The sequence below is a fragment of the Pedobacter sp. genome, from assembly GCF_040513095.1.
Classification (GTDB): domain Bacteria; phylum Bacteroidota; class Bacteroidia; order Sphingobacteriales; family Sphingobacteriaceae; genus Pedobacter.
In genome coordinates this window covers 19,973-31,088 of record NZ_JBEVDX010000067.1, presented here as the reverse complement: position 1 = coordinate 31,088, position 11,116 = coordinate 19,973, and the positions used below count along the sequence as shown (strand labels likewise).

The following is an 11,116-nucleotide window of genomic DNA, read 5'->3' as shown; positions in this document are numbered from 1 at the left end:
TTACGGTTTTTTCGATTATCTCTGCAAGGCCAAGCGCTTCGGCGGCGGCAGATTTATAGGCATTGATCAATCCGGGAACTCCAAGAAGGGTTCCGCCAAAATACCGTACCACAACAATAAGGATATTAGTTACGTCTGCCGATAAAAGCGTATTCAAAATTGGTCTGCCGGCAGTGCCCGAAGGTTCACCATCATCATTTACACGATAGACATTCCGATCGGGACTCAACCGGTAAGCATAGCAGAAGTGGTTCGCTTTGGTATGTTCTGCACGGAGGCCCAGCAGTATAGGTTTTACCTCCGACTCCGAAAGTATAGGATACGCAAAGGCAATAAACTTACTTCCTTTATCTTTAAACAACCCTTCGGCGCGACTTTCTATAGTTTTGTAGGTGTCATCAAACAGCATTGGCCTGGGATAAGGTAATTAACAGGATTGCCGCCAGAGCAAGGGTAATTCCTATGTAGTTGATCCTGCTGACTTTTTCTCTGAAAAGGACAATACCCACAAGACTTCCAAGCAAGATCACGCCCATATTCATCGCTGCAAATACCGTTGAAGGATTACCAGATAATGCCCGGTGCGCCTTCATATAAAAAAGGATATTGCCGAAATTGAAACAGCCCAGTACAATTCCGCAGGCAAAATTGATCAGCTGAACCTTCTGTTTTTTAACGGCAACCGTATATAATAATATCAGCATGGCTACTAGAAAAGAAACGCAGAAAACAATCAGCAGCGCACTGGTATAGGGAATCGACTGATCCAGGGCAAGTTGCTTGAATATCACATCGATCACCCCGAACCCAATGAACACAAGGACAGGGTAGAGATAACTGAATTTTTCTGACCTGCCGGTGGATTTACGGAAAAGCGTAAGGAAGATGGCGATAAAACCCACAATAAGCCCTGCAATCCTGAAATTACTAAACTGTTCACCAAAAAGGAACAATGCTGCAAGAATCGGAATAAAGAGGGATAAGCGCTGTGCAATATCGGTCTTTACAATACCTATATTTCTTACAGAGGCAGCAAGTACTAAAAACAATACCGGCAGCAGAACTCCCAATACCAGCGTTAGGGCGGGCGGTACAACTGTAATTGTACTGATAGCTGGTTTGAAAAATAAGAAACTCAGCAGGATGGCAGCCAGGTAATTCCACATGACTGCCTGCAAAACATTGATCTGATACCTTCTGGCCAGTTTAAGAAGCACAGCTACAGTGACGCTGCAGCAAATACTTAAAAATATGTATATCATTAATTCCTGATGTTTTCATAAATGGTTAAATAATCCTGATCAACCTCGGTTACTGAAGTGATCTTTCCGTTGATTTGGGGCGAGTATATCCCTGTTTCCCAGTTGCTTTTAGAATTGAATACTCTTGCTTCATCCCACAGGCCCGCAGAAATAAACTGGTTCAGGATGTTGGCACCCCCTTCAATGATTATAGACTGAATATCCATCAGGTACAATTGATAAGCTATTTTTTGCGGCAGATAATACTGCATATCTTCCATTGATATATAATGCAGATTATTGATCACATCGGTTTTGACTTCATTGAGGATCACAGTTCTTGCCCCGGCAGTAAATACATGATTGTCCTCCGGAACCTGGAGTGTGCGGTCAACTATAATTCTGACAGGATTACTACCCGTCCATTCCCGTGCATTCAGCTGAGGGTTATCTGCAATAGCAGTTTGTTTTCCAACCAGGACTGCATCTTCCTCAGTTCGCCATTTGTGCACCAGTTTCTTAGCCAGAGGACCACTGATCCACTGTTGTGTACTGTTTTTTGGCGCAAAGTACCCATTTGCAGTTCTGGCCCATTTTAAAATAATGTAAGGCCGCTGCTCTCTGATTCTGGTGAAGAAACGCCGGTTGAGCTGCAGCCCTTCTTCATGAAGTACACCGTAAACAACCTCTATACCTGCAGCCTCCAGTTTTCCTATTCCTTTACCATCTACATCCGGGAAAGGGTCCCTGTTGCAGATCACAACTTTCTTTACCTGATGACGAACCAGGAGATCCGCACAGGGAGGGGTTTTGCCAAAATGGGCACAGGGTTCAAGACTTACATAAACAGTTGATACTTTAAGCAAAGCGGATGCCGCGTCTCCATAAGTTAGAAGCACAGCATTTACTGCATTTACCTCGGCATGTGCCTTACCATATTGCTGATGATACCCTTCGCCGATGATTTTTCCTTCGCTGACGATCACACAGCCCACCATCGGATTCGGGCTTACGCTGCCCTTTCCCAATTCCGCCAATTCGAGACAGCGTTTTATGAATACTTCATCGCTCATGAAACAAAAGTACCTTCAATTTATGAGATGTTATAATATTTCAAACATTGACATGCAACATTATTAACTACTTTTGCCCTTCATGACACTGAAACAATTAGAAACATACTTTATTGATGAACTGATACCTGTGTACGGTTCGGACGAAGCAGCACAGTTGTTTTATCTTACCGCGGAACATATTTCAGGACTAAACCGGAGCGCGCTTATCCTGAAAAACGATTTTCAATTGGATGCGAAGACAGAAGATGCATACAAAAATACACTCTCAGCATTGACAGAAGGCAAGCCCCTGCAGCATATTTTTGAGGAAGCCTGGTTCTATGGGTTAAAGTTCAGGGTGAACAGTTCAGTACTTATTCCCCGTCCGGAGACGGAAGAACTTGTACACTGGATCCTGGAAACAGCTTCAGGCTTTCCTTTTTCGCACCTGCTGGATGTAGGTACGGGAACTGGCTGTATAGCTATAACCTTACAGAAAAAGCTGGATTCTGTTAAGGCCGAGGCGATGGATATTTCTTCTGATGCGCTGATGATAGCCAAACAAAATGCAGTGGCAAATGAAGCTGACATTGCCTTTATTCAGGCAGATATTCTGGGGTACGAAGGTATTGAAAGTTACGATCTGATCGTGAGTAATCCGCCATACATAACGCCAAAGGAGCGTCAGGAAATGCATCAAAATGTACTGGGCTATGAGCCTGAACTGGCGCTGTTTGTAACAGAAGAAAATCCGCTGATCTTTTATAAAAGCATAGCTGATTTTGCGGTAAGGCACCTTGATGCCAGGGGATTTCTATTTTTTGAAATCAATGAATATCTGGGTAAAGAAATGATAGAGATGTTAGAAGATAAAGGTTTTGCAAACATACACTTGAAAAAAGATATGCAGGGCAAGGACAGGATGATAAGGTGCAACAAAGCACAATAATATAAACAGTTATCCAGGTCAGGTACGGGGATGAAATTCAGTAATAATTCCTTTGAGATAATCTCTGTCCAGGTGGGTATAAACCTCGGTGGTTGTAATACTGGAATGTCCGAGCATTTCCTGTACAGCCCTTAAATCCGCCCCGCCTTCGATCAGATGAGTAGCAAAGGAATGTCTGAAAGTATGTGGACTGATGCTCTTTTTCAGTCCGATCTGATTAGCCAGCGCTTTAATCATTGTAAAAACCGAGATCCGGGAAAGCTGCGTACCCAGCCTGTTTAAAAATATATAATCCTCATTTCCCTTTTTGATATCCTGATGGGTCCTGATCTGGCTCAGGTAAATATCTATAAATTTGAGGGCTGTATCACCGATAGGAACAATGCGCTCCTTATTTCCTTTACCTATGACTTTGATATAACCTTGCGAAGCATGCAGATCTGATATCCGTAAGGTAATCAGCTCAGTTACCCGCAGGCCGCAACCATAAAGTACCTCAATGATGGCCTTACTGCGCATACCTTCAGGTTTGGAAGCATCAATAGCTGAAATCAATTCGTTGATCTCTACAATATTCAGTACATCAGGCAGTTTGCGGCTCAGTTTGGGTGCCTCCAGCTGTGCTGAAGGATCTGTTTCTATCATGCCCTCAAGGAGCAGAAAACCGAAAAAAGATTTCAGACCCGAGATCACACGGGCCTGGCTGTTAGGCAACATTCCCAGTTCACTAAGCCAGGTCACAAATCCATATAAATCACTGTCTTTAATATCTTTGACATTAAAATCCTTATGTTGTACTTCATAATACTGTACCAGTTTATCCACGTCATTCAGATAGGCTTCTATTGAATTTGCAGACAAACCTCTTTCCAGTTTCAGGAAGTTTTTAAAGGAGACATGATGGGGGTAATTCACACAAAAATTTTAATTGTTGTTTTTAAAGATTAAGTTTGGATGGATGAAGATACAAATTATTAACGGACCGAATTTAAATCTCCTTGGCAAACGGGAACCGGGAATCTATGGAAGCAAAAGTTTCGAAACCTATTTTACTGAGTTACAAGCAAAATATACAGGTACTGCTGAACTGGCATATTACCAGAGTAATGTTGAAGGGGAACTGATCAACAAGCTGCATGAAGTTGGTTTTTCCTATGATGGGATTGTAATTAACATGGGAGCATATACGCACACTTCAGTAGCCATTGCTGACGCAATTGCCGGCATCAAAACTCCGGTAATAGAAGTTCATATCTCTAACATTTATGCACGTGAGGAATTTCGTCACATCTCGCTGAGCGGCAGAAACTGCAGGGGGGTGTTAACCGGTTTTGGTCTGGATGGCTACCGCCTTGCTATCGAAAATCTTTTAGCTGGCTAAAGTATCTGATACCTTTTACAAAAAAGTTCCATACAATACTGGAAGGATAGACACCGGTGAGTTTGGCATAGGGAATCTGGTTATTTTTCCTCTTTGAAGCTGTCTTCCTGGTACTCCTGATAAACTGGTAATGTGCTTTATTCACCGCTGCTGCAAATTTAGTTTCACCTTTTAGCAGAAACTGCAGCAGCGCTACAAAATCTATGCACATGCGGACACTAAGTCCCCATACAGCTTCCCAGAAGGGGAGATTTTTCTGCATGATGATCAGGTTATTCCTGAAATTCAAAAATACTTTATAAGGACTATTGGTAGCAAGTGTGCCACCACCAACATGGTACACTTCTGCTCCGGGGCAATAAATAATTTTATAACCCATATTTTGTAAGCGCCAGCAAAGATCGATCTCCTCCATATGCGCAAATAAATCGGCATCGAAGCCACCGCTTTCTTCCCATACCTTACGTTTGATAAAAAATGCCGCACCGCTTGCCCAGAAAACAGCTGTCTGATCTTCGTACTGGCCCTGGTCAGTCTCCAGGGTATCAAATATCCGTCCCCTGCAAAACGGAAATGCATTCCTATCCATAAAACCGCCGGCACCACCAGCATGTTCAAATTTCGATTTGTCGCTAAACCATTTGATTTTAGGCTGGGCAGCAGCAATGGCAGCATCGGCCTCCATCGCAGCAATCACAGGTTTTATCCAGTTTGCAGGAACTTCTACGTCAGAATTTAATAAAATGTAGTAGTCAGCAATAACATGGGCCATGATCCTGTTATATCCTTCGGCAAAGCCGTAGTTACGGTCGTTCTCAATGATACGTATCGCAGGATAGTGTTCACGGATAAAATCCACAGAATTATCCGTGGAAGCGTTATCACCAACGATGATTTCCAGCTGCCCGTAATCAGACTGAAGGATACCCGGCAGGAAACGGGACAACAGGTCTTTACCATTCCAGTTCAGGATAACAACGGCTACACTTGGTTCAGACATCAGAATTGAAAGACGGGATTAAGACATATAAAAACATTTAACACTAGGAGATAGCCTTTTTTTATCATTATTTTGCCTGCATTGAAAATGCAAACATAAATTAACCAATGCACAATTCTGCTATATTTCCTCTTTTTTATCTTCCACCAGTCAGTTATTTCTCTGCACTGAACGCGCTTGATTACGAATTCACGATTGAAAAGGAAGAGCATTTCCCCAAACAGACCTACCGGAACAGAACAAGGGTATATTCACCCAATGGCCCGCTGGATCTTTTTCTGCCCGTAATTAAAGGCTCTAAATACCATACTAAAGTGAAAGATGTAAAAATCAGTTATGATTTTAAGTGGCAGCGCCTGCATTGGCTGAGCCTGGAAAGCTGCTACCGCAACTCACCTTACTTTGAGTATTATGAGGATGAACTGGCACCTTTTTACATCAGAAAGTTCGACTTTTTATTTGATTACAACCTGGAGATGCTCCAGTGGCTCTTCAAGCAACTGAAGAAAGCTCCCGAACTACACTTTACTACAGAGTATATCAAGGAGATCCCTGTTGAGCTAGACTACAGGAGCAAGCTTCATTTCAAGAATCCGGAACTGATTTTGCCGGTGAAACCTTACCATCAGGTTTTTGAGGACAGAGCAGGATTTTTACCAAACATGAGTATAGCAGATTTGTTGTTCAACCAGGGGCCACAGGCAAAAAACTACCTCTAGTGTATGAATAAAAAGAGCAGATCGCAAAGGAAAAAAAATAATTATGGGGTTCATAAGGCAGGTACAAGTCCTGGTTTAGTTTATATCGACGATACTGCTCTGGAGCCAGTTATTACGCTGCACCAGCTAAACGAAAAAAGTTACCAGAGCAGAAAACTCGAAAACCTGAAAGATCTTGCAAAAATTCTTTCAGATAAAAGTTACACTTTCTGGGTAGATATCAAAGGGTTTGGCTCTGCCGAGATGTTTGATATCCTGGGACGCGATCTGAACATCAATAAACTGGTACTGGAAGATATCACAGTCACTTATCAGCGGCCAAAACTGGAAGAGTATGACAACTATGTTTTCGCAGTTAGCAGAATGCTTTTACTGGATGAAGACAAACACCTTCAAAATGACCAGTTGTCCTTTATTTTGACCGACAACGCCCTTATTACACTTAAAGATAGTTATGCAGATTGCCTGGAACCTGTAAGGCAGCGTCTGGAAGCTGGAAAAGGAAACATCAGGACAGCGGGAAGCAGCTACATTATGTATGCGATCATGGATAATATCGTAGATACCTACTTTGAAATACTTGGTACCTGGAGCGAGGAACTGGATCAGATCGAAGACAGGCTGATGGATAAACCTGACAGATCTATCATGTACGATACACAGCTGATCAAAAGAAACCTGATCAATATCAGAAGAGTATCATGGCCTGAAAGAGATAAGCTGAATGATATACTCAGAAGTGAGAGTCCGCTGATTACTGACCAGACCAAGCTTTTCATACGCGATGCCTATGATCATTGTATACAGATCATTGATATCGTAGAATCGCTGAAAGAGATCTCGGCCAGTAATATAGATATGTATCTGTCACTGATCAGCAACAGGATGAACGAGATCATGAAGGTGCTGACCATCATATCTTCGATCTTTATTCCGCTTACTTTTATAGCTGGAATTTACGGGATGAATTTTGCCGACAGAGATCCTGTTACAGGCAAACTTATGCCGATGAATATGCCCGAATTATATGAACCGCATGGTTACCTGTATACCTGGATCATTATGGGACTTATTGCCGTGCTGCAGGTGATCTATTTTTGGCGCAGAGGCTGGTTTAAATAAGAACCGGGCAGGTTAAAACGGAAAATATGCTTATCTTAGCAACGCATGCAATCCTATGAACTAGACCGCACAGACGTAACCAGGCTCAAATCTGCACTGACCGGAACCGACAGCCAGCTGGCAGTAATCCTGGATGAATATCACGCGTCCGAAATCGCGATACTGTTCGAGAGTCTGACCAAAGAAGACCGCCAGCGGATTATCAACCTGCTGCCGGTAGAAACAGCTTCTGAAATCATCTCAGAGATGCATGAAGAAGCCCACCCGGAAGAACTTTTACTGCAGCTCCATCCTGATAAACGCACAGAGATCGTAGAAGAACTGGATTACGATGATGCGACGGATATTATCTCACAGCTTGAGGAACACGAGCAGAAAGAGATCCTGAGCGACCTGAGTGAAGATGACGCGTCTAACATCAGGAACCTCCTGAGTTACGATGAGGATACCGCAGGGGGACTGATGAATACGGAATTCATCCGCATTCATTTAAACCTGACTAAAAAAGATGCGATTGATGAGATCATCCGCCAGAGCGAAGAAATAGAAGAGTTCTACACAATATTTGTTATAGATGATGATAACGTTTTCCAGGGAATTGTCTCACTGAAAGATATCATCAAAGCCAAGGGAAATGTACAGATTACTGAATTGGTCAAATCTGATGTAGCCTGGGTAAGCCCGGATACAGATCAGGAAGAAGTGGCCAGACTGATCTCCCAGTACAATATTACCAGTATTCCGGTTCTGGACCAGCAGATGAAACTGCTGGGCAGGGTCACATTTGACGACGTGATCGATGTACTGGAGGATGAGAATACGGAAGATATTTTGAAAATATCAGGGGTATCTGAAGACGAGGAACTGAGCGGTAACTGGCAGGAAGCTGTTAAGTCAAGGCTTCCCTGGCTGATTATCAATCTGGGAACTGCCTTCCTGGCTTCTGCTGTAGTGCGCTACTTTGAGCCTACGATCGCCAAGATTGCAGTTCTTTCGGCCTACATGACTATCATTGCCGGAATGGGCGGAAATGCAGCCACACAGGCTCTTGCTGTAACCGTCCGCAGGATCTCACTCTACGATCTTACTGACAATCAGGCTTACCGAACTGTACTAAAAGAATTTACTGTAGGATTAATTAATGGAGCCGTAACAGGGTTAATTGTATTTCTGTTTGCCCTCGTATTCGACAGTAACCCACTGCTTGGAGTAGTGATCTTTCTGGCGATGACCGGAAACCTGCTCATTGCTGGTGTAACGGGAGCTGGGATACCATTAATTCTCAAGCGGGTAGGGATTGACCCTGCAATTGCGTCATCAATCATCATCACCACATTTACCGACGTCTTTGGATTTATGCTGTTGCTGGGTTTAGCCAGCAGATTGTTGCTTTAATTGCCACCATTATCTATCACAACTTACCCGCGCTATACTTTGATCTTTTCTGTCAGCTTATAAATATCATAAGCCACTTTCTGTATCAGGTCAAATTGTTCAATAATTAGCGCTTCATTATTATCGAGCAGCTTTTTGTCGTCATTTACGCTTTTGATCAGCGGCACATTACTCAATTCTTCCTTTGGACTGTTCAGGAACTCTGCAGAAAGATTCAAAAGATACAAAGTATTGTTGGCTATCGGCTTTAATTCATCAGGCGTTGAAAAAAAGAATGCATGTTCTTTATTGTACAAAGAAAGCGTGGCGATGTAGGATGAAAGCAGGTGGTTCAGCGCTGTAAACTGGTGCATCTCTTTCATTAGTTTCTGCTTGCTTTTGGGCTCAGAGAACATCCGTTGAAAGATGGAAGAAAGATTTGCAGAAGTTACATACACTTCCTTACGTGCCAGTTTATAATTGGTCAGGTTTTGTTCGGAGGCAAAATACAAAAGTGTTACCTCCTGGAAATAAGCCATATTTGCCCGCAGGGTATTGAGCATGGCTTCTTTCAGATTCTGGTGTTCCCAGTTCGGAAAGAGGGTGTAGCTGCTTAGCAATGCTATTCCGGATCCAATCAGCGTATCGTATATCCTTTCCTTTGCTATGGAAAGGCTCCCCATTCCCAGGAAATCAAATAGTACCAGAATGTAAGGCGTCATGAAAAGCACACTGACCACATAATTCTTACGCTGAAAACTATATGCCCCGATCATACAAAACAGCAGGATGAAAAACAGTGTATTCCTGTCTTGAATATACAGCAGGATGCCCATTCCCACAAAAGCCCCTATAATAGTACCGAACAATCGTTCATAATTCCGCTGTTTGGTTAGGCTGAACCCCGGTTTCGATATCACAAGAATAGTCAACAGTATCCAGTAGCTGTGCGATGAATCCAGGATCCTGGCCACCACAAAGCCAAAGATCATCGCAATTGCCACCCTGAGGGAATGTCTGAACGTCGCAGAATTAAACGTAAGGTTATCGTAAAATAGTTTGATATCTATGGGTTGCCGCGTTACAAAACGTTCCGTTTCAATTTCCCTTTTCTTCAGGTTTTTTTTCTCAGCTTTGTTGAAATAACTGTTTATCGTTTTAATCCGGGTGAGGATATTTTCGATGTTTACTTCTATATTTTTCAGCGCAATGATGCCCAGTGTATTGTATTTTCCATCTACATTATCCTTCTCAAGCTTGATAATGGCCTCTTTTAGTCGCTTAACTTCAGCGATCAGTAAACTTGGTGGGAGAGGGGTACCACCCGTTTTTAGGGAAAATGCAATTTCATCCAGTTCTGAGGCAATCCTGTTGATTACATCCTCATAATGGACTAAAATTCCGGCAGCATCAAATTGCTCATGTAAATGCTGATAATCATAATAAGTTGACATTACCTGTTCGTAAAGGTCAACCGTATCTACAAAAACTAAGAGTAAAAACCTGCCTTCGGGAGTCGATTCTTTAACGATTTCCCGCGTTTTAAAAAGCAGTTCCCGGACAGCATCCTGTTTTTCATGAACCTGAACCTGATGTTGAAGCAATTCTGCATAATTGGCATCGTAATCTGTATTCTGATGATAAAATTTCGCCTTGGCCCGCAGGAATCCGCTGATCTCATGGATCGATTCACTTAATGCCTGCTGAACAACACGGTAAGGCCTTAGCTGGTAAAAGAAAAAACTGAGGAACGAGTACCAGATACTGCCACAAAAAACCAGTAAAGAATAAATAAGGACATCTTTCCAGGGGCGCACATCGTCAATGCTCAATACCATAATCAGTAATACCGCCGTTCCAATAGATGCCGCCCGTGTTCCATAAAGAAAGAACATGGAAAATATAAAACTGCAGCTTAGCAGTAAAATTCCTATGAAATAAGTGTTTTTATTCGTCAGGCCAACTATCACGGAGATTAGTGTAATCAGTACAGAAGTAATAAGCATAGCGTTTCTGCGGTGCACACTTGGTCCCGGGGTATCCACAACACTTACGCATAATGCGCCCAAAGAAAGTGTCATCCCAAACTTGAGCATGCCGAACTGTGCGAGAATCAGGGAAGGGAAAAGAACACCAATCGTTATACGCAACCCGTCAGCAAAGTAAGTGCTGAGTAAAAAATCTTGTATAGTTCGGATCTGACGGTTACTCATTGTTTGGTACGCTCAAAAAATAAATTATATATGCTTGTTAATGGTATAGGCTACCATCATCT

The 11,116-nt window shown here is 42.7% G+C and carries 11 protein-coding genes; 5 read left to right on the top strand and 6 right to left on the bottom strand.

The window, feature by feature from the left end:
- The 3 genes from ABWY16_RS08980 to ribD form a co-directional block, all read right to left on the bottom strand.
- Positions 1 to 409, bottom strand: a 409-nt coding sequence (locus ABWY16_RS08980; protein ID WP_353904309.1) for an IMPACT family protein, incomplete at its 3' end; no start/stop codon positions are given.
- Positions 399 to 1,262 carry a DMT family transporter gene (locus tag ABWY16_RS08975; protein ID WP_353904308.1) on the bottom strand — a complete coding sequence of 288 codons (864 nt, stop codon included), beginning with the start codon at positions 1,260 to 1,262 and terminating at the stop codon, positions 399 to 401. The genes ABWY16_RS08980 and ABWY16_RS08975, both read right to left, overlap by 11 nt.
- Positions 1,262 to 2,314, bottom strand: coding sequence for a bifunctional diaminohydroxyphosphoribosylaminopyrimidine deaminase/5-amino-6-(5-phosphoribosylamino)uracil reductase RibD (ribD, locus tag ABWY16_RS08970; RefSeq protein WP_353904307.1), 1,053 nt, complete (start codon positions 2,312 to 2,314; stop codon positions 1,262 to 1,264). Before ribD ends, ABWY16_RS08975 begins: the two co-directional genes overlap by 1 nt.
- An 82-nt stretch (positions 2,315 to 2,396) precedes the next feature.
- On the opposite strand from ribD, the gene prmC reads away from it, so the two are divergent.
- The gene (gene prmC, locus ABWY16_RS08965) at positions 2,397 to 3,245 is read left to right on the top strand and encodes a peptide chain release factor N(5)-glutamine methyltransferase (protein ID WP_353904306.1); all 849 of its coding nucleotides are present in this window, start codon (positions 2,397 to 2,399) and stop codon (positions 3,243 to 3,245) included.
- Between the two features lie 18 nt (positions 3,246 to 3,263).
- Here prmC and xerD read toward each other — a convergent pair whose 3' ends face one another.
- Complete coding sequence (gene xerD, locus ABWY16_RS08960) at positions 3,264 to 4,160, bottom strand: site-specific tyrosine recombinase XerD (RefSeq protein ID WP_353904305.1); 897 nt, start codon at positions 4,158 to 4,160, stop codon at positions 3,264 to 3,266.
- A 43-nt stretch (positions 4,161 to 4,203) separates the two neighbouring features.
- Between xerD and aroQ the strand changes: the two genes are divergently transcribed.
- Complete coding sequence (gene aroQ, locus ABWY16_RS08955) at positions 4,204 to 4,626, top strand: type II 3-dehydroquinate dehydratase (RefSeq protein WP_353904304.1); 423 nt, start codon at positions 4,204 to 4,206, stop codon at positions 4,624 to 4,626.
- On the opposite strand, the gene ABWY16_RS08950 is transcribed toward aroQ, so the two are convergent.
- Positions 4,601 to 5,626 (bottom strand): glycosyltransferase family 2 protein, encoded by a 1,026-nt coding sequence (locus ABWY16_RS08950; protein WP_353904303.1) that lies wholly within the window; start codon positions 5,624 to 5,626, stop codon positions 4,601 to 4,603. The two genes, aroQ and ABWY16_RS08950, sit on opposite strands and share 26 nt — an antisense overlap.
- 107 nt (positions 5,627 to 5,733) lie before the next feature.
- Between ABWY16_RS08950 and ABWY16_RS08945 the strand changes: the two genes are divergently transcribed.
- The 3 genes from ABWY16_RS08945 to mgtE are packed head-to-tail and all read left to right on the top strand — an operon-like array spanning position 5,734 to position 8,862.
- Complete coding sequence (locus tag ABWY16_RS08945) at positions 5,734 to 6,345, top strand: WbqC family protein (RefSeq protein WP_353904302.1); 612 nt, start codon at positions 5,734 to 5,736, stop codon at positions 6,343 to 6,345.
- A 3-nt stretch (positions 6,346 to 6,348) separates the two neighbouring features.
- Positions 6,349 to 7,467 carry a magnesium/cobalt transporter CorA gene (gene corA / locus ABWY16_RS08940; protein ID WP_353904301.1) on the top strand — a complete coding sequence of 373 codons (1,119 nt, stop codon included), beginning with the start codon at positions 6,349 to 6,351 and terminating at the stop codon, positions 7,465 to 7,467.
- Between the two features lie 45 nt (positions 7,468 to 7,512).
- Positions 7,513 to 8,862, top strand: coding sequence for a magnesium transporter (mgtE, locus tag ABWY16_RS08935; protein WP_353904300.1), 1,350 nt, complete (start codon positions 7,513 to 7,515; stop codon positions 8,860 to 8,862).
- 32 nt (positions 8,863 to 8,894) lie between these two features.
- On the opposite strand, the gene ABWY16_RS08930 is transcribed toward mgtE, so the two are convergent.
- Positions 8,895 to 11,054, bottom strand: coding sequence for an FUSC family protein (locus ABWY16_RS08930; RefSeq protein ID WP_353904299.1), 2,160 nt, complete (start codon positions 11,052 to 11,054; stop codon positions 8,895 to 8,897).
- Positions 11,055 to 11,116 lie beyond the last annotated feature (62 nt).

Excerpts from the sequence above, each read along its gene's own strand:
- aroQ (WP_353904304.1), top strand. The coding sequence starts at position 4,204 with ATGAAGATACAAATTATTAACGGACCGAATTTAAATCTCCTTGGCAAA.
- mgtE (WP_353904300.1), top strand. The coding sequence starts at position 7,513 with ATGCAATCCTATGAACTAGACCGCACAGACGTAACCAGGCTCAAATCT.
- ABWY16_RS08930 (WP_353904299.1), bottom strand. The coding sequence starts at position 11,054 with ATGAGTAACCGTCAGATCCGAACTATACAAGATTTTTTACTCAGCACT.
- ribD (WP_353904307.1), bottom strand. The coding sequence starts at position 2,314 with ATGAGCGATGAAGTATTCATAAAACGCTGTCTCGAATTGGCGGAATTG.
- prmC (WP_353904306.1), top strand. The coding sequence starts at position 2,397 with ATGACACTGAAACAATTAGAAACATACTTTATTGATGAACTGATACCT.
- ABWY16_RS08945 (WP_353904302.1), top strand. The coding sequence starts at position 5,734 with ATGCACAATTCTGCTATATTTCCTCTTTTTTATCTTCCACCAGTCAGT.
- corA (WP_353904301.1), top strand. The coding sequence starts at position 6,349 with ATGAATAAAAAGAGCAGATCGCAAAGGAAAAAAAATAATTATGGGGTT.
- ABWY16_RS08975 (WP_353904308.1), bottom strand. The coding sequence starts at position 1,262 with ATGATATACATATTTTTAAGTATTTGCTGCAGCGTCACTGTAGCTGTG.
- ABWY16_RS08950 (WP_353904303.1), bottom strand. The coding sequence starts at position 5,626 with ATGTCTGAACCAAGTGTAGCCGTTGTTATCCTGAACTGGAATGGTAAA.